At 65.5% G+C, this 18269-nt stretch carries 17 protein-coding genes; 7 read left to right on the plus strand and 10 right to left on the minus strand.

Annotation, left to right across the window (positions count from 1 at the left end):
• Nucleotides 1-34: 34 nt before the first annotated feature.
• Nucleotides 35-1456, minus strand: coding sequence for a sensor histidine kinase (locus ACFFJ6_RS18750; protein WP_378390601.1), 1422 nt, complete (start codon nucleotides 1454-1456; stop codon nucleotides 35-37).
• 367 nt (nucleotides 1457-1823) lie between these two features.
• Between ACFFJ6_RS18750 and ACFFJ6_RS18755 the strand changes: the two genes are divergently transcribed.
• A complete protein-coding gene (locus ACFFJ6_RS18755; RefSeq protein WP_378390603.1) occupies nucleotides 1824-3599 on the plus strand; it encodes an FAD-binding protein in 1776 nt (591 codons plus the stop codon).
• Nucleotides 3596-3928 carry a 2Fe-2S iron-sulfur cluster-binding protein gene (locus tag ACFFJ6_RS18760; protein ID WP_378390605.1) on the plus strand — a complete coding sequence of 111 codons (333 nt, stop codon included), beginning with the start codon at nucleotides 3596-3598 and terminating at the stop codon, nucleotides 3926-3928. The genes ACFFJ6_RS18755 and ACFFJ6_RS18760 overlap by 4 nt, the downstream gene beginning before the upstream one ends.
• Before the next feature lie 63 nt (nucleotides 3929-3991).
• On the opposite strand, the gene ACFFJ6_RS18765 is transcribed toward ACFFJ6_RS18760, so the two are convergent.
• Nucleotides 3992-4657 (minus strand): DUF1847 domain-containing protein, encoded by a 666-nt coding sequence (locus tag ACFFJ6_RS18765; RefSeq protein ID WP_378390607.1) that lies wholly within the window; start codon nucleotides 4655-4657, stop codon nucleotides 3992-3994.
• 367 nt (nucleotides 4658-5024) lie between these two features.
• Here ACFFJ6_RS18765 and ACFFJ6_RS18770 point away from each other — a divergent pair, with 367 nt between their 5' ends.
• From ACFFJ6_RS18770 to ACFFJ6_RS18790, 5 genes are all read left to right on the plus strand, one after another.
• On the plus strand, nucleotides 5025-6101 hold the full coding sequence (locus ACFFJ6_RS18770; RefSeq protein WP_378390609.1) for an ABC transporter substrate-binding protein: 1077 nt from the start codon (nucleotides 5025-5027) through the stop codon (nucleotides 6099-6101).
• Nucleotides 6102-6108: 7 nt separating this feature from the next.
• Complete coding sequence (locus ACFFJ6_RS18775; RefSeq protein WP_378390612.1) at nucleotides 6109-7119, plus strand: ABC transporter permease; 1011 nt, start codon at nucleotides 6109-6111, stop codon at nucleotides 7117-7119.
• Nucleotides 7113-7907 carry an ABC transporter ATP-binding protein gene (locus tag ACFFJ6_RS18780; RefSeq protein WP_378390614.1) on the plus strand — a complete coding sequence of 265 codons (795 nt, stop codon included), beginning with the start codon at nucleotides 7113-7115 and terminating at the stop codon, nucleotides 7905-7907. Before ACFFJ6_RS18775 ends, ACFFJ6_RS18780 begins: the two co-directional genes overlap by 7 nt.
• Nucleotides 7908-8050: 143 nt before the next feature.
• On the plus strand, nucleotides 8051-8638 hold the full coding sequence (locus tag ACFFJ6_RS18785; RefSeq protein ID WP_378390616.1) for a cysteine dioxygenase family protein: 588 nt from the start codon (nucleotides 8051-8053) through the stop codon (nucleotides 8636-8638).
• 44 nt (nucleotides 8639-8682) lie between these two features.
• A complete protein-coding gene (locus ACFFJ6_RS18790; protein ID WP_378390618.1) occupies nucleotides 8683-10260 on the plus strand; it encodes a rhodanese-like domain-containing protein in 1578 nt (525 codons plus the stop codon).
• A 242-nt stretch (nucleotides 10261-10502) separates the two neighbouring features.
• Here the strand turns inward: ACFFJ6_RS18790 and ACFFJ6_RS18795 are convergent, their stop codons facing one another.
• From ACFFJ6_RS18795 to ACFFJ6_RS18830, 8 genes are all read right to left on the minus strand, one after another.
• Nucleotides 10503-11471 carry an aliphatic sulfonate ABC transporter substrate-binding protein gene (locus tag ACFFJ6_RS18795; RefSeq protein ID WP_378390620.1) on the minus strand — a complete coding sequence of 323 codons (969 nt, stop codon included), beginning with the start codon at nucleotides 11469-11471 and terminating at the stop codon, nucleotides 10503-10505.
• A 209-nt stretch (nucleotides 11472-11680) separates the two neighbouring features.
• Nucleotides 11681-12202, minus strand: a complete 522-nt coding sequence (locus ACFFJ6_RS18800; RefSeq protein ID WP_378390622.1) for an Lrp/AsnC family transcriptional regulator — start codon at nucleotides 12200-12202, stop codon at nucleotides 11681-11683.
• A 288-nt stretch (nucleotides 12203-12490) separates the two neighbouring features.
• Complete coding sequence (locus ACFFJ6_RS18805) at nucleotides 12491-13444, minus strand: aliphatic sulfonate ABC transporter substrate-binding protein (protein ID WP_378390624.1); 954 nt, start codon at nucleotides 13442-13444, stop codon at nucleotides 12491-12493.
• A 162-nt stretch (nucleotides 13445-13606) separates the two neighbouring features.
• The gene (locus ACFFJ6_RS18810; RefSeq protein ID WP_378390626.1) at nucleotides 13607-14176 is read right to left on the minus strand and encodes a flavin reductase family protein; all 570 of its coding nucleotides are present in this window, start codon (nucleotides 14174-14176) and stop codon (nucleotides 13607-13609) included.
• A 10-nt stretch (nucleotides 14177-14186) separates the two neighbouring features.
• A complete protein-coding gene (locus tag ACFFJ6_RS18815) occupies nucleotides 14187-15029 on the minus strand; it encodes an ATP-binding cassette domain-containing protein (protein ID WP_378390628.1) in 843 nt (280 codons plus the stop codon).
• Nucleotides 15030-15036: 7 nt separating this feature from the next.
• A complete protein-coding gene (ssuC, locus tag ACFFJ6_RS18820) occupies nucleotides 15037-15843 on the minus strand; it encodes an aliphatic sulfonate ABC transporter permease SsuC (protein ID WP_378390630.1) in 807 nt (268 codons plus the stop codon).
• Nucleotides 15840-17015 carry an FMNH2-dependent alkanesulfonate monooxygenase gene (gene ssuD, locus ACFFJ6_RS18825; protein WP_378390632.1) on the minus strand — a complete coding sequence of 392 codons (1176 nt, stop codon included), beginning with the start codon at nucleotides 17013-17015 and terminating at the stop codon, nucleotides 15840-15842. The genes ssuC and ssuD overlap by 4 nt, the downstream gene beginning before the upstream one ends.
• A gap of 42 nt (nucleotides 17016-17057) precedes the next feature.
• On the minus strand, nucleotides 17058-18005 hold the full coding sequence (locus ACFFJ6_RS18830; protein WP_378390634.1) for a sulfonate ABC transporter substrate-binding protein: 948 nt from the start codon (nucleotides 18003-18005) through the stop codon (nucleotides 17058-17060).
• Between the last annotated feature and the right edge of the window lie 264 nt (nucleotides 18006-18269).

Raw genomic sequence — 18269 nt, forward strand, 5'->3', positions numbered from 1 at the left:
GGATTGCTGGGCGCGTGTTCGCGAAGCGGCCGCGTCAGCTCGCCCGCACGGCCACGGCGGACGGCAAGTGCGGTTCGACCTCCGCGCTCGGCAGCGTGAAGCCGAAAACCGTGCCGCCTTCCGGCGGCGTCGAGACGCTGATCGAGCCGCCATGGGACTGGATGATGGTCTGGGAGATCGACAGGCCGATGCCCATGCCGTCCGGCTTGGTGGTGGCAAAGGGCTGGAACATGCGCTCGGCGATCTGCGCGTCGAGGCCCGGGCCGGTGTCGGCGACCATGACCTCGACCATGCCGCCGGCCGTCGCGCGGCTGCTGATCTTCAATCGGCGCTCCGGCTCGTCGCGCATTGCCTCGAAGGCGTTCCGGATCAGGTTGAGGAACACCTGCTGCACCTGCACCTTGTCGACCAGCACGCGGTCGCTCGCCGGATCGAGCGCCAGGATGATGTCGACCGGGCGGTCGCGGCTGACGACCGAGGCGAGGGCGAGCGCATCCTCGGCGATCGCGCGCAGGCTCTCGATGGTCTTGTCTGTTTCGCCGCGGCCGACGAAGTCACGGAGCCGCTGGATCACGGCGCCGGCGCGCAAGGTCTGCTGCGCGGCCTTGTCGAGCGCGGCGCCGATCTTCGCCTTGTCGGGATGGCTGCTGGCCTCGACTAGCCGGCGCGACCCCTGCACGTAGTTGGTGATGGCGCCGAGCGGCTGGTTGAGCTCGTGCGCCAGTGCGCTGGACATTTCACCCATGGTGCTGAGCCGCGCCACCCGCATCAGCTCGGCCTGCAGGCTCTGCAGCCGTTGGTCGGCCTCCTGCTGCCGTGCCGTTGCGCGCTGGTGTTCGAGCAGGAAGGCGGCGATCGCTGCGCTGGCCACCGCGAGAATGAGCAGGCATGCGGTGATCAATGCAGCCGCGAGGCTTTCGCGGTCGTGCTGGAGCATGCGCTCGGTGAGCAGGGCTTGTTCGACGCGGGTGAGCGCTGTGAGACTCGTTTCGACGCGCTCGGTGAGGCGATCGGTCCTGGCCTGTTCGAGGATTTCCAGCGCTTCGCGCATATGCTCGGGGCCCAGTTCGATGACGCGTCCGAGCTGCGCGGTGCGCATGTCGACGAACTGGCGCAGCTCGTCGACGCGCGCGACGTGGCTGCGATTGTCGCCGACCAGCGCTCGCAGACTGTCGATCCGCGATCCGAGCGCCTCGCGCGCATGCAGATAGTTTTCGCTGTAGCTCTCGAGCCCGGTGAGGAGATAGCCGCGCTCGTTGGTCTCCGCTTCCAGCACCGCGCGCTGAATGCCGGCAATCGCCAGCAGCACGTCATTGGTGTGCTGCACCCAGGAAAAGCTGTCGCGCAGCCGCATCAAATTGAGAAACAGCGCGCCGGCGATGACGATGAACAGCAGCAGCGTCGCGCCGAGCAACAGTGGTGCCTGGGTAGGTGTTGCAAGCGTTTTGCGGGCCATGGGATTCATCAAGATCAGTGTCAGGCTACCCTAGGTCGCAGACCGCCAAAGCTCAATCCGCCGGAGGACGACCTTCGTCGTACAGCAAACAATCGCGGTCGACAGCATCGGGATTGTGGCGCCTCGAGCCGCGCGGAGAACGGCTCCGGCATGGTCAACGGGCGTTGTCCCCCGAGCGCTGCGCATCGCCAGCGGCAGGACGCCGCACTGGCGGTGGCTCTCCTCAAGGTCGTAGGGCGGCGAAACTCATCGCATGGCAATCCTCTGATTCTGCGGCAGCGGAGCCGGTCGTCCGGCAGTTCGCGCGCATGTCTCCTATGCTTTGACTTGGTCGCGCGGCGTCCCGACAATCCTCGAATACCGCCGCATGCGGTGCGGCGACGTCCACGGCGTCGAGGAGGTGATGGAGACGATGGTAAGTCCGAGCACGGCCCGCGACACAAGCCGGGACGCGAGCCATCTCGCTACCGACGTTCTAATCATCGGTGCCGGCGGCGCCGGCATGTATGCGGCGCTGGAAGCGGCGCGCGAGGGAGCCTCCGTGCTGCTGGCGGATCGCAGCCTGATCGGGCGCGGCGGCGCCACGGTGATGGCGCAGATGACGGTGGCGGCCGCGCTCGGCGAGCAGACCCCCGATCATTGGGAACACCATCTGGCCGACACGCTGGCGGCGGGCCGGGGACTCTGCAATCCGGCTCTCGCGGCCTTGCTGTGCGAGGACGGCCCGCGCCGTCTCCGCGAGATGGATGCCTGGAAGGTCGGCTGGGCACGCGAAGACGGCCATATCAAACAGGCCCAGGCGCCGGGACACGACCGTCCGCGCTGTGCCTATGTGGATTTTCTCGCCACCGGCCCCGCGGTGTCGCGGACGCTGCGAACGCAGTTGAACAACGCCAACGGCATTCGCCGGGTCGGCGATCTCGCGATCATCGATATCGCCGTGCGGGACGGCGCGGCCTGCGGGGCGACCGCGCTGCATCTGACCAGCGGCGACGTCGTGACGATCGCCGCCAAGGCGGTCGTGATCGCGACCGGCGGCCTGACGCGCCTGTATCGCCGCAACAGCGCGTCGTCCAATATGAGTGGCGACGGCTATGCGCTGGCGCTGCGCGCCGGCGCCGAGCTGATCGACATGGAGTTCGTGCAGTTCTTTCCGATCGGGCATCTGGCGCCTCGGCTGGTGGGGATGGATCCGATCATGTGGGATCCGTTCCGCTACAAACTCGGCGGCAAGCTGCTTAACGCCGACATGCGCGAGTTCGAGGAAGACTACGCGACACGGGACAAGCGCAGCGACGGCCGCTACGTGCTGACCCGGGATCTGGCGACCTACGCGATCACCAAGGAGGTCGAAGCCGGCCGGGGCAGTCCGGCGGGGGGCGCCTATCTCAGCTTCCAGCATGTGCCGGAAGCCGACATCCGCCGCGCCTTCGGGCCGGTGGTCGATCGGCTCGCCGCCAACGGGATCGATCTCGCGCGAGCCCCGGTCGAGGTCGCGCCGATCGCGCACTATCACATGGGCGGCGTCCGCGTTGATGCGGAACTCGAGACCGCCGTACCTGGGCTGTATGCTTGCGGCGAGGCGGTCGGCGGCGCCAACGGTGCGAACCGCCTGTCGGGCAATGCGATTACCGAAGCCTTCGTGTTCGGCGCGCGCGCCGGCCGCAACGCCGCGCGGCGGGCGGCGCGAGTATCTTCGGCATGGTCTTCCGAAGCCGCGCGTCCTGCGGTCGATCTGCTGAGTGGCACCGGATCGGAGCCGCAATCCAATCCCGCGGCGCTGATCGGGGACCTGCAAGCGCTGATGGCCGACTTCGTCGGACCTTTCCGCACGGATGACAAGCTGGGCCGTGCCATCGCCGGGCTCGCAGCGCTCAGGCAGCAGATTGGCGACGGCCCATGGGTGTCTTCAAGCGGCTACAATATCGCGCTGCTCGACTGGCTCGATCTGCGCAACATGGTGCTGGTGGCGCAATCGGTCGCGCTGCCGGCGCTGGCCCGGACCGAAAGCCGCGGTGCACATCAGCGCGAGGATCACCCTGGGCTGGACGAGACGTGGACCATCAATCAGATGATCAGCTTGTCGGACGGCGAACTGAGGCTGACGCGCAACGCGACGCCCGGCGGAAAGGCCGCCGCATGAAGGCGACGCTGCAGATTCAACGCGGCGGGCCGGACGAGACGCCGCGGGTCGAAGCCTTCGAACTGTCGTTCGAGCCCGGGCAGTCGGTGCTGGACGGATTGCGCGCGCTGCGCCTCGACGCCGATCCGACGCTGGCGTTCCGATATTCCTGCATCAATGCCAACGCCTGCAAGGAATGCATGATGCTGATCGACGGCGATGTCGATTACGCCTGCACGGTCCGTCTCAAGGAGGGTGTGACCTCACTGGCGCCGTTGCCGAAGAAGGCGCTGGTGCGCGACCTCGTCACCGAGATCGCGCCGCCCGATGAGCGACTCTATCGCTCCTGATAACGGACCGGCCGTTGAGGTTGCCGTTTGGCGGGGATCTCGATCGCAACTTGATCGAGGTTGTTACAGGTCCTGCAGCCGCGCCTTGTCGAGCAGCCGGCTGCTGTAGGTCTTGATGGTGTGAAATGCCGCCACCGGGTTGTGGCTCAGCACGCGATCCTTCACCACCAGCGTGGTTACCGGCGCCTCGGCGTGGCGGATGAACAGCGAGTCGTGGCCGACGCACAGACCCATGATGACGTTGAGCTGGGTGTTCTCGCGATTGAGCAGCCTTGCCTGGAGCACCGGATTGCAGCAGGCCTCGTGGCCGCATTTGATCTTCAGCTCTTCGGGGATGCCGATTTCGGTCTTGTCGATCGAGCCGACCTTGCACAATGCGGTGCGGGTCTCGAAGCCGGCGAGGCGGAGGATGTCGACCAGGATCTTGCTCTCGTCGATCAGGCCGATGCAGGTTGCGATGCCGATACGGTGCGCACCGATCCGCCGGGCGAATGCCACGGTCTCTTCGATCCGGTTGAGCTTGCAGTAGTAAAGGCCTTCGACCTCGGCGGCAGCGCGTGCGAGCGTGGCATCGAGACCGTCGCCGGAATACAGATCGACCAGCTCCGCGCGTTCTGCCCCGGCGAGGTCGGTGGTGGCGCAGATGCCGGGATAGCGCTTGTCGTGACGATAGCAATTGTACTGCCCGCATTCCGAGCAGGTGACGACGTCGGGCTTCGGCTTGGCCATCGATGAGATCCTGATGTTGGCGTGGTGCCGGCGGACTAGCCGAGACGAGTCCGGCGTGCAATTGGACGCTCGTTCGATGACAAGGATGAGCGCTGGCACGAGGTCGGGCCGGGAGTGAGTTGATCTCTCGCAAGGCGCCGCGATGGAATGATATTCGCGCGCCGGACGTCTTCATTCGTTGCGCGTCGCGCGGCGGCGGCGATCTTCTCCATTCGATCCGACATTTGAAATCGCGTTTCATTGACCGACTACCAGCGGCCGCACGATCATGCGGTACGAAATGCAGCGTCGGATATCATTGCTGGTGATCGCGGCGCCGGCTGGGGTGACGCCGGTGATACTGGCGTCATGATGTGAAGAGGATTCCATGAGCAACGAAAATGGTCATCGGCTGAGTCGGCGCTCGCTTCTGCTGGGCGCGGCTTCAGGCGCAATTGTTGCGCCGTTCGCGGTCCAGGCATTTCCGGCGCGGCCGGCAGCGTTCGACATCGACAGTGCGCCGATCTGCCGAACCGCGGGCGAGGCCACGCCGCTGACCGGCGCGCCGCGCAAGCTCAAGCTGTCGTGGAACGCCAATGCGGTGTGCTCGGTGCAGGTGCCGGTCGCGGTCGACTACGACTTCTTCAAGAAGCAGAATCTCGACGTCGAACTGGTGAACTTCTCCGGTTCGACCGATCAGTTGCTCGAAGCCATCGCCACCGGCAAGAGCGACGCCGGCGTCGGAATGGCGCTGCGCTGGCTGAAACCGCTGGAGCAGGGCTTCGACGTCAAGATCGTCGCCGGCACTCATGGCGGCTGCCTGCGCGCGATTGCGCCTACCAAATCGGCGATTACCAAGGTCACCGACCTGAAGGGCAAGGTTGTGGCGATCGACGACCAGGCCGGGCCGAGCAAGAACTTCTTCGCGATCCAGCTCGCCAAGGCCGGGATCGATCCGAACAAGGATGTCGACTGGCGGCAGTATCCGGGCAATCTGGTGCGGCTCGCGGTGGAGAAGGGCGAGGCGCAGGCGGCGTTGTCGTCCGATCCGCTGGCCTACGCCTTTCTCAAGGATAGAGAATTCCGCGAGATCGGCTCCAACCTCGACGGCATTTATCGCAACGTCAGTTGCTGCATCGTCGGTGTGCGCGGCTCGCTGCTGCGCGACGATCCGCAGGTCGCGCGGGCGCTGACCCGGGCGCTGCTCGATGCGGCGGAGTTCTCGTCGAAGAATCCCGAGAAGGCGGCCAAGTCGTTCCTGCCGTATTCGCCGAAGATCGTCACCGAAGACGATCTTCGCGAGCTGATCGCCTATCACACCCACGATCATCATCCGACTGGCGCCCATCTGAAACAGGAGCTGAAGCTGTACGCCGACGATCTCAAGGTGGTGTCGGTGATCAAGCCCTCGACGGACACGACCAAGTTCGCCGACAAGATCTACGCCGACGTGTTTGCGGTCTGAGGTCGCCATGTCCGAAGCGCTGGATCTTCCCGTCGGCGTCCGGTCCGCCGGCAGCCTCTCCTTGCTCCGTGCGGTGCGCGGATGTTTCGTCGGCTTCGCCGCGAGCCTCGCCTGGCTGGCGTTCGGCCTGTCCTGCCTGTGGCGGGAGGATGTCGGCGACTGGTCGCGCACCAAGGAGGTGGCGATTGCGGCGCTGATCATCGGCGGAGCCATCGCACTCGCGGCCGTCGCGGCGTTCTGGTCGAGCCGCATTGCCGACACCTTGCAACGACGGGCGCCGTGGTTGGTGCTGCTCGGCGTCTGGCTCGCGGTGTGGGAGGTGCTCACGGCGAAGCTGGGTCTGCTGCCGCTGCCGTTCTTCCCGCCGCCGCAGGCGATCGTCGAGGTTTACACCGACGATCTGCCGAAGCTTTTCGATAGCGTCTTCGCCTCGGTCAAGCTGCAGCTCGGCGGCTATGCGATCGGCGCGCTGGCCGGTTTCGTCACCGGCGTTTCGATCGGCTGGTCGCGGGCGATCGGTTATTGGGTGCATCCGGTGCTGCGCTTCATCGGTCCGCTGCCGGCGACGGCGTGGCTGCCGATCGCGTTCTTCGCGTTTCCGACGAGTTGGAGCGCATCGACCTTCCTGATCGCGCTCGCCACCGGCTTCCCTGTGACGGTGCTGACCTGGTCGGGCGTCGCCAGCGTCAGCAATGCTTACTACGACGTGGCGCGCACGCTCGGCGCCAAGCCGTCGTTCCTGGTGTTCAAGGTCGCGATCCCGGCAGCGCTGCCGCACGTCTTCGTCGGCCTGTTCATGGGGCTGGGCGCGTCGTTCGCGGTGCTGGTCGTCGCCGAAATGATGGGCGTGAAGTCGGGGCTGGGCTGGTACCTGCAATGGGCGCAGGGCTGGGCAGCTTACGCCAATATGTATGCGGCGCTTCTGGTGATGTCGCTGCTGTGCTCCGGCGCGATCACGGCGCTGTTCAAGGTTCGTGATCGGCTCCTGGTCTGGCAGAAGGGTGTGGTGAAATGGTGAGCGCGCTGGCGGTGAAACACGAGGTTCCGGTCGCCGGCGCCTCGCTCGAAGTCGACGACGTCAGCCATCACTTCGACATCGACGGCAAGCCGCTGCCGGTGCTCGACCGGGTCTCGCTGAACGCTCGGCCGGGCGAGTTCGTGGCGCTGCTCGGTCCGTCCGGGTGCGGCAAGTCCACGCTGCTGCGGCTGGTTGCGGGCCTGGAGCCGCCGCGCTCCGGCCGCCTGCTCGAGGACGGCCGGCCGATCACCGGGCCGAACCCGTCGCGCGTCGTGGTGTTTCAGGATCCGACGCTGTTTCCTTGGCGGACGGTGTGGAAGAACGTCGCGCTCGGGCTCGAGGCGCAGGGTATCATCAAGTCCGAGCGTCACCGCGTCGATGCGGCGCTGCAGCTCGTCGGGCTGTCCGGCTTCGCCAATGCCTATCCGCACCAGCTTTCCGGCGGCATGGCTCAGCGCGTGTCGCTGGCGCGGGCGCTGGTCAACGATCCCGACATTCTGATTCTCGACGAGCCACTCGGCAAGCTCGACTCGCTGACGCGACTGAGCATGCAGACCGAGATCGTGTCGCTCTGGCAGCGCAACGGATTCACCACGCTGCTGGTGACGCACGATGTCGAGGAGGCGCTGTTCCTCGCGCAGCGGGTGGTGGTGTTCAGCGAGCGGCCGGCGAAGCTGAAGGCCGACATCCCGGTCGACCTGCCGTATCCGCGCCACCGCGGCGATCCCGTCCTTGCCGATCTGCGCCGCCAGATCCTCGGACTGCTCGGGCTCGACGCGACCTGGTGAGCCGGCGATCAGCGGCCAGCGGCGATGTCGTTCACGCGGGTCGGCTGTCCTGACATTGCAGTCCCCGTTGCCGTCGCTGCTGCACGATGCGATCGGTGCAGCGGCACGTCGCGCTTCTGATCTTCCACCAACGAGAGACGTTCATGTCCCGGTCTTCCAAATTGCGAGATTTCGTCGTCGCGTTCACGCGCCTGATCGAGCGCGAGCCGCAGGAGGCCGACGCGCTCGCTGCGGGGCGGGGGCTGCTCCTCGACCTGGTGAGAGAGGACGACTGGCTGCCCGAGGCCTATGCGCAGCCGCATCCTCAGTTCTATCAGCAGTATCTTTTACATGCCGATCCGCTGGAACGGCTGTCGATCGTCAGCTTCGTCTGGGGACCCGGGCAGCGCACGCCGGTGCACGATCACACCGTGTGGGGATTGGTCGGGGTGCTGCGCGGTGCCGAGCTTTCGGAGAGCTACACGCCCCGAGCCGAAGGTGGCTTCGAGGTCGGGCCGACAGAACGGATCGAGGCAGGCGAGGTGGTTGCGGTGTCGCCCCGCATCGGCGACATTCACGCCATCGCCAACGCCTATGACGATCGGCCCTCGATCTCGATCCACGTCTATGGCGGCAATATCGGCGCGATCCGCCGCTCGGTGTTCGACCCGGCGACCGGCGCGCGCAAGCCGTTCGTATCGGGATATGCCAACGCGGCCGTTCCGAATCTGTGGGATCGATCGAAGGAGTAGAACGATCTGATGATGATGTTCGACTTGCCCGCGGGGATCGTTCTGTGACCCGCACCGTCTCGTTCGCCGAGGTTCGCGCGGCGCTGATCGAAGGCCGTGAGATTGCACTGCTCGACGTCCGTGAGGAGGGGCCGTTCTCGCGTGGTCACCCGCTGTTCGCCGTGCCGCTGCCGCTCGGCCGCATCGAACTCGATGTGCTCGATCTGGTGCCACGGCTGGATGCGCCGATCGTGTTGTACGATGACGGCGAGGGACTGGTCGCGCGGGCCGCGGCCCAGCTGGCCGAGCTGGGTTACAGCAACGTTGCTGAACTCGACGGCGGTCTCGACGGCTGGCGGCGCGCCGGCGGCGAGCTGTTCATCGACGTCAACGTCCCGAGCAAGGCGTTCGGCGAGTTGGTCGAGTCGACGCGGCACACGCCGTCGCTGCCTGCGACCGAGGTCGAGCGGCTGATCGCCGACAAAGCCGATATCGTCGTGCTGGATTCCCGGCGCTTCGAGGAATATCGCACGATGTCGATTCCGACCGGCACCAGCGTGCCGGGTGGCGAACTGGTGCTGCGCGTGCAGGATCTCGCGCCCCGGCCGGAGACGACGGTGATCGTCAACTGTGCCGGCAGGACGCGCTCGATTATCGGCACGCAATCGCTGATCAACGCCGGCATCCCCAACAAGGTCTTCGCGCTACGCAACGGCACGATCGGCTGGACGCTGGCGGGGCTGAAGCTCGACCACGGCGCGGAGCGGCGCTTCCCGGATCTGTCGGAGGCGGCGCAGCGGCTGGCGCGCGACCGGGCCCAGGCGCTGGCGCAACGCGTCGGCCTCACGACGATCGATCGTGACACGCTCGCGCGCTGGCGCGATCGCCCCGACATCACGCTGTATCTGCTCGACGTGCGCACGCCGGAGGAGTTCGCTGCCGGTCATCTGCCGGGCTTCCGCTCCGCGCCGGGAGGCCAACTGGTGCAGGCGACCGACGAATGGGTCGGGGTGCGTCATGCGCATCTCGTGCTGTTCGACGACGACGGCGTCCGTGCGACGCTCGCGGCGTCGTGGCTGATCCAGATGGGCTGGCGCAACGTCTATGTCGTACAGGGGCCAATCGATGGCGCGCGCGAAACCGGCTCGCGACCGCCACGACGGCCGCGACCGCCGAGCCATGGGCTGCGGACGCTGACAGCTCAGGCGCTCGCATCCGATTTGGCGCAATGGACGGTGATCGATCTAGCGCCGAGTCCACTTTACGCGGCGGGCCATATCCCCGGCGCGTGGTTCGCGGCGCGTTCCCGGCTCTCCGAGGCGTTGCCGCAGCTCCCGGGCGAGGGGCCGCTGCTGCTGACATCCTGGGACGGAGTCCTGGCGCAATTTGCCGCCGGCGAATTGCAGGCGCTCACCGATCGACCGATCGCACTATTGCACGGCGGCACGGAGGCATGGGAGGCGGCTGGTCTGCCGCTGGAGCGCGGCATCGCGCGTGCCGCCCACGCGGTCGACGATGTCTACAAGCGCCCGTACGAAGGGACGGACAACGCCGCCGCGGCGATGCAGGCCTATCTCGACTGGGAGTTCGGCCTGGTCGCACAGCTCGAACGCGACGGCACGCACGGCTTCCGGGTGTTGTGAGCGCGGTACCGGCCGTTCGCGACGGCGGACATCTGATGAGAGGCGGGTGCGGTGAGCGCCTTGCCGCAACTTCGTGTCCGCTAACTGGACTATTCGGTCAGATAGTCAGCTCGCACCGTCAGCTATGTGTCTCGGGCGTGTCGGCCGCGATCGCGTGGATGACCGGCACGAATCCGGCCATGTCCCGGAGAAGCAACGCTCCATCTCACCACCCGAGACGCGAGCGTTACTCCGTGGGCTCCTCACGATCCGCGCGGCGCCCAGATTTTGACGGCGTCGGCCTTCACCTTGGTGGGAATCAGCCCTTCGGTGAAGAAGGCGTCGGCAATCTTCTGTTGCTCGGACAGGCCATCCGGAGTGACGCGGCCGACCGCGTACGAGCGGTGGCTATTGGCCTCCTCGACAATCGGGGCCTCGATGCTCCAAAGGCCAGCCAGCAGCGTCGCCGCTTCCTTGGGGTTGGCTTTGACCCAGCGCCCCGTTTCCGCGAGCTTGCTGTAGATCAAGTTCAAGACGTCGCTGTGCTGCTCGGCATAGGGCGCTGAAGCGAGGTAGTAACGTTTGTAGCTGGCGAGCCCGTCGGAGCCGTCGGCCAGGATCCGGGCGCCGGTCTGATGCCGGGCGCTGGTGTAGAACGGATCCCAGGCTACCCACGCATCCACGTTGTTGCTGACGAACGCGGCGCGCCCGTCGGCTGGGGCCAGATAGGCTGGCGTAACGTCCTTGAAGGTGAGCCCGGCCTTCGCGAGCGCCGCCAGCAACAGATAGTGACTTCCGGCTCCCTTGGTGACGGCGATCCGCTTGCCCTTGAGGTCGGCCAGCGTCCGGATCGCGGATTGCTGTGCGACCAGGATGGCCTGCGCGGCCGGCGATGCGGCTTCCTCGGCCACATAAGCGAGCTGAGCGCCGGCTGCCTGCGCGAAGATCGGGACCGTGTCGGCCACATCCGCGCCGAAGTCGATGCTGCCGACATTGATGGCTTCGAGGAGCGGCAATCCGCTGGTGAATTCATGCCAGCTGATCTTGACGCCGAGCGGAGCGAGCGCCTTCTCCAACTCACCGTTCGATTTCAACACCGCCACCAGCGTCGAGGATCGCTGGTAACCGATCCGCACGGTGGCTGGCGGTGATTGCGCCCAGCCGGGAAGAGTCGACAAACCGGTCGTAGCGGCAGCGATGGTCGCGAGAAGAAATGAACGGCGCGATGGCATCAGAGGTCCTTGCCGATGAGAGGTGTGAGTTGGCGGCAACGCCGCGGAAGCGGACGACACAAGTCTGCGGAGATTGCATCCAAGTTGCAATTCTACAGTTCGGGAGAATACGTCTCGTCCATGCTTCGCAGCGCGACCACGCGAGAATGTCTTTCCGGTGTCTGTAGGGGACGACGATCGTAATGAAGAGGAACGCGGTCGCTCCGCAATCAGCGGAGGATAGCTGCGGGACTGCGTGGCTCGGGAGGCGTGATCGGCAGGGTCGTGACCGACTTGATCTTCTCCATTGCGATCCGCGATGTGACGTTCTTCAGCGCCGCGGCTCCGATCAGCTTGCGATAGAACCGGTCGAAGCTCTTCATGTCCGGCACGACGACGCGGAGAACGTAGTCGAAGTCGCCCGCCAACCGAAACACGTCGACGATTTCCGGCATCGCCTTGAGCGTCGCGGCGAACGAGGCCTGCCACTCCTTGGAGTGATCGCCGCTTTCGATGAAAACGAACACCGACAGGTCCAGGCCGATCTTGATCTGATCCACCAGCGCGACGCGGCCGGTGATGACGCCTTCCATCTGCAGGCGCTGGATACGTTTCCAGCAGGGCGTCGATGACAAACCGATTTTGCCGGCGATCTCTGCAACAGAAAGGGTCGCGTCCTCCTGGAGCAGGCGCAGGATCTTGTAGTCGACTCGGTCGAGCGCGCGGGAGACGCCAGGGGGAGCTGAGCTCATCGGATATCACGACCGGGTTAGTGCGAAACGACACGAAGCGTAGCAACGCTGCGGTGATCTAACGAGGGTTCGCAGGTCATGACAATTGGGGCGGGCGAAATCGAAAGAAGCTTCCACCCGATGAGCCGCGGGAAGAATAGCGAGCTAATCAAACAGGCGCCGACGATGCAGACTCTCTCGGCTGAAAAAACAAGTCGCGAGGTGCGGGCCCTCAACAATGCGGCTGCCAACCCCGGCAGATCGAAGGATGGGCACCGGCTACGGCGCCGATCCTTCGATCGACAGAGGTCAGGACGCCGGCGACCACTTCCAGACGATGTCCCGGACGTTGATCGGCTTCGGGATCAGGCCAAGCTTGTGAAAGCGGTCGGCGGTCTGCTGTTGCTCGGCAAGGATCTTGTCGGTGACCGGCGTCACCTCAAACACCGAGCGTTCGACCAGCGTGCCGACCACGGCGGGATCGACGCCGGTAGCGGCAGCGAGCGATTTCGTGATCTCGTCGCGATGGCCGTTGGCCCATTGGGCTTCCTTGGCGAAGGTCTGATTCAGCAGCGCGACGACATCGCCGTGCGCGGTGGTGAATTCGCGATTGGCGAGGAAGAAGCCGATCGACTCGTGCGCGTCGCCGGCGAAACTCAGCACGCGGGCGCCGCTTTTCTCCGCGAGCGCGAGGTACGGATCCCATATCGACCACGCATCGACGGTGCCGCCGGCGAAGGCCGCGGTGCCATCGGCGGGCGGCAGATACACCGCCGTGACGTCCGAGAACTGCAGTCCAGCCTTCTGCAGGATCGCGACCGCGGTGTTGTGTGCGCTTGAGCCCTTCGGAATGGCGAGACGCTTGCCTTTGAGGTCGGCGACGGTCTTGATCTGCGAATTCGCGGGCACGACGATGCCCTCGTTCTTGCCGGAGCCGGGCAGGGCGGCGACGTAGAGCAGATTGGCGGTCGCTGCCTGCGCGAAGATCGGCGGCGTATCGCCGGTGTAGCCGAAGTCGATGTTGCCGGTGTTGAGCGCCTCGAGCAGGGGCGGGCCGAACGCGAATTCGACCCACTTCACTGTCAGGCCCTTCTCCTTCAGCGTGGCTTCAAGTACGCCGCGCTCCTTCACGGCCGGCTGGATGCCGGCTTTCTGGAAGCCGATCCGAACTTCCTTCAGCTCGGCGGCTGAAGCGGTGCAAAGGGAAGATGCCGCGAGCGCGGCGAAAGCGAGGGCGAACAGCGATCTACGCGAAGTCTTCATGGCCTGCTCCAGTGATCGTTTAGGGGACGATCATTAGAGATGCAAAAGAGACCCGATTGAATTCCAAAGATCGACGCGACTCATGAGGACCATGCTTCGCGGCTCGGACGCGCTAGGAGAGAATATACGCGATCATTTAGCTGATATGCGCAGGGACCCGGACTAGCCATGCTTGGGGCTCGGCACGCTGACTTCTGCGAGCCGAACAAGGTCCTCGTCGCGATCGATCGCGACGTAGCTGCCTTGCCAATACGCGAGCGAGGCCTTGCGTGGCAGTGTGGCGGTGTGAACCACACGGCCGATCAGGATCGCATGGGTATGGCGCTCGATGAGCTCGTCGAGTTCGCATTCGATGCTGGCGAGGGCGCCGGACAGAACCGGGGCGCCGGAAATGCCGGTGCTCCAGCTGCCAGCGGAGAAGCGGGCCGCGCCCTTGAAGCCACCTTTGCCGGCAAAACGTTCGCCGATCTCGATCTGGTCGGCCGCCAGGATATTCACCGCGAAGCTGCGGCTCTGCGCGATCGTCGGCCCCGCCGATGAGGTTCGGTTGAGACAGACGATCAGCGTCGGCGGCGACGCCGATAGCGATGTCACAGCGGTGGCGGTCATGCCGACGCGGGAACTTCCGACGCCGGCCGTGATGATGCTGACTCCGCTCGCGAGTTGTCGCATCGCATGGGCGAAGTCCGCCGGCGAGGCGGACCGCAGACAGTCATCGATAGCAAGCGTCATGGCAGCAGCCTCACAGCTCGAACGCGCCCTCCGAGCCTTTCAGCAGATCGCGCAGGATCTCGCCTTCGAGCGCAGCGAGTTCGGCGGAGCCGCGTTGGCGTGGGCGTGGAAGATCGATCAGCAGATCCTTCGCAATACGGCCGTCCTCGATCACCAGCACGCGATCGGCGAGCGCCACCGCTTCGGCGACGTCGTGCGTCACCAGAATGGCGGTGAAGCCCTGGTCCTGCCACACCTGTTCGAGCAGGCGCTGCATGGCGATGCGCGTCAACGCGTCGAGCGCGCCGAGCGGCTCGTCGAAGGCCAGCACGCGCGGCCGGCTGACCAGCGCCCGCGCCAGTGCGACGCGCTGCTTCTGGCCGCCCGACAGCACGGCGGGCCATTGGCCGCGCTTGTCGTCGAGGCCGACCTCGATCAGCGCGGTATCGGCTCGCGCGCGGGCGTCCGGCGAATTACGCTCGGCGCCGAGCCCGACTTCGACATTGGCGAGCACGCGCGCCCACGGCAGCAACCGCGGCTCCTGGAACATCACGCGGACATCGCCCGGTAGCTTGTCGTCGCCGAAGCTGATGTGCCCCGCGCTCGGCGTCTCCAGCCCGGCGATCAGCCGCAGCAGCGTGCTCTTGCCGCAGCCGCTGCGGCCGACGATGGTGACGAACTGCCCGGGGGGGATGTGAAGATCGATACCACGCAGCACATCGTTGTCGCCGAACGACTTGCGCAGACCGCGGATGTCGAGCGGCAATGCGGCGGTCTCCGGACGAGGCGATGGGGCTTGGTCGGTGCGGACGTCGTCAACTTCGTCCGGGCGGAGCCGGGGTTCGGCGACGAGAAATTGCAGGGCTTCCATCATCCTCGCCTCACGACTTCTGGAACGCCGGGTGCCACGACAGAGTCAGCCGTTCGAGCAGCCGCGATGCGCTGTCGGCGAGCTTGCCGAGCAGAGCGTAGATCAGGATCGACAGCACCACGACGTCGATCAGCATGAACTCTCGCGCCTGCATCGCCATATAGCCGAGCCCGGAGGAGGCCGCGATGGTTTCGGCGACGATCAAGGTCAGCCACATGATGCCGAGCGCGAAGCGAACGCCGACAAAGACCGAGGGCAGTGCGCCCGGAAAGATCACCCGGCGGAATAGCTCGAGGTTGCTCATTCCGTAGATCCGGCCCATCTCGATGAGTTGCGGATCCACGGTGCGGATGCCGTGCAGGGTGTTGAGATAGATCGGAAAGAATACGCCGAGCGCGACCAGGAACAGCTTGGCCTGCTCGTCGATGCCGAACCACAGGATCACCAGCGGGATCAGCGCGAGATGAGGCACGTTGCGGACCATCTGCAGTGTGGTGTCGGACAGCTTGGCGCTGAGGCTGGACAGGCCATTGGCGAGGCCGAACGCGAAGCCGATGCCGCCGCCGATGGCGAAGCCGACCGAGGCGCGCCAGAAGCTGACCCAGATGTTGCGCGCCAATTCGCCGGATTGCAGCAGCTTCCAGCCAGCCACAACGACATCACTCGGCGCCGGCAGCACGCGCGCCGACACCAAGCCGAAGCTGCAGGCCGCCTGCCATAGCACGATGATCAGCAGCGGCACGATCCACTGGATCAGGCCATCGGCACGCGGCAGCCGCCAATTGCGGGGACGGGCGAGAGTTTCGACGAGGCTCATGGCTTGGCCGCCAGCTTGGCATTGGGCAGGTGCTCGTTGGCGATGGTCTCGCCGAACGGTCCGGAATTGACCCGCAGCGGCGTCACATTGTCGGCCTGTTGCGGCTTGACCAGCGGAAACACCAGTTCGGCGAACCGATAGGCCTCTTCGAGATGCGGGTAGCCGGACATGATAAAGGTGTCGATGCCGACGTCCTGATACTCCTTGATCCGCGCCGCGACGGTCTGTGGATCGCCGACCAGCGCCGTCCCGGCGCCGCCGCGAACAAGGCCGACGCCGGCCCACAAATTCGGGCTGATTTCGAGCTTGTCGCGGCGGCCGCCGTGCAACTGGCCCATCCGCTGCTGTCCGACCGAGTCCATCCGGGCGAACACCTTCTGGGCGGCGGCGATGGTGTCGTCGGTGACATAGCGGATCAGATCATCGGCGGCTGCCCAGGCCGCCTCGTTGGTCTCGCGCACGATCACATGCAACCGGATACCGAACGATAGCTTGCGACCCCGCGGTTCGGCGACGGCGCGAACACGATTGACCTTCTCGGCGACCTGCGCCGGCGGTTCGCCCCAGGTGAGATACTTATCGACCGTGTCGGCCGCGACATCGATGCCGGCATCAGACGAGCCGCCGAAATACAGCGGCGGGCGCGGGCTCTGCACCGGCGGAAACAGCAGCCGTCCGTCCTCGATGGTGATGTGCTTGCCGGCAACGTTCACGGCCTTCCCGGACAGCAGATCCGAATAAACATTGAGGAATTCGCGCGTCACCTCGTAGCGCTCGTCATGCGCCAGGAAGATGCCGTCGCCCTTGTTCTCGACAGGATCGCCACCCGTGACGACGTTGATCAGCAGTCGGCCGCCGGTGACGCGATCGAGCGTCGCGGTCATGCGCGCGGCAACGCTCGGCGATTGCAGGCCGGGGCGCACGGCGACCAGATAGCGGAGGCGCTCGGTCCACGGCGCCACCGCCGAGGCGACGACCCACGAATCTTCGCAGCTTCGTCCGGTCGGCAGCAGCACGCCGAAATAGCCGAGCTGATCAGCTGCCTGTGCGATCTGGCGCAGATAGGCGAAGTTTACGTCACGGCCGCCGGTCGAGGTGCCGAGATGGTGGCCGTCGCCATGGGTGGGGAGGAACCAGAGGAAATTCGATGCTGGTGCGTGAGCTGAGCTCATCGGGATTGCTCCTTGTTGTATTACTTGTGGCGTCCGGTGTGACTAAGCCTGCGGCGGCTTCCACACCGCATCGCGCACCACGATCGGCCGCGGAATCAGGCCGAGCTTGTGGAAGCGATCGGCGACGCCCTGCTGGGTGGCGACAATGTCGTCGGTGACCGGGCCGACCGCGAAGGACGAACGATTGGCCGCGACGGTCTGGATGTCGAGCGGGATGCCGGTGACAGCGGCGAGGGACTGCGCGACGTCAGTGCGATGATCTTCCGCCCACTGAGCGGTCGCGCTGGTGACGGCGATGATCTGCTTGAGGATCGAGCCGTTGCGCTGCGCAAAGTCGCGGTTGGCGATATAGAACGAGTTGGTGCGACCGACGTCCGAGGCGTTGACCAGAATCCGGCCGTTCTGCTTCAGCTCACCGATAGCGAAGTACGGATCCCAGATCGACCACGCATCGATGCTGCCCTGCGCGAAGGCGGGGCCGGCATCGGGTGGCGCCAAATAGACCGGCGTGATGTCGTCATAACTCAGTCCGGCGGCCTGCAGGACGAGCAGAACGACATTGTGGGCGCTCGATCCCTTGGTGAAGCCGATACGTTTGCCTTTGAGATCCGCGAGATTGCGTATCGGCGAATCTTTCGGGACCAGGATGCCCTGGCCGTTGGTGATCGGCTGGCCCGCCGCATAGACGATCGCAGCGCCGGCGGCCTGCGCGAAGATCGGCGGCGAGTCGCCGACCGCCCCATAATGAATACTGCCGACGTTCATCGCCTCCAGCATCGGTGGGCCGGACGAGAACTCCAGCCATTTGACCCCGATGTTCTGCGACGCGAAGTGTTCCTCGAGCGTCCGGCGCTGCCGCGCGATCACCAGCACGCCGTTCTTCTGATAACCGATGCGGATCTCGGTCAGCGGTTCAGCAGATGCTTGCGCCGATAGCAGCGGTGTCAGCGATATGGCTGCTGATAGCTTGAGGAACTCGCGTCGCTGCATCCCGCTTCACCGTCGGTCGATCGATCGTGATGAGAATGATGGGCAGGCGCTGGCGGGCTGTCGAGACATCCGGGAAAATAGCAATGCAAGTGCTGTGGTCCGCGGACGGATAGCGGTAAATTCCTTTTTGGGGCGTCTGTTCAGGACGGATGTTCTCGACGATGCGGATGCGACTGTCATCGCGCTGCGGCGAAAGGCACGACCACGAGTTGCGGCGAGGCGCAACACGCGTCGCGCCTCATGCTGCGCGTGCTGAGTCAGCTT

This window comes from Rhodopseudomonas telluris, from assembly GCF_042432815.1.
GTDB classification, from domain to species: domain Bacteria; phylum Pseudomonadota; class Alphaproteobacteria; order Rhizobiales; family Xanthobacteraceae; genus Rhodopseudomonas; species Rhodopseudomonas telluris.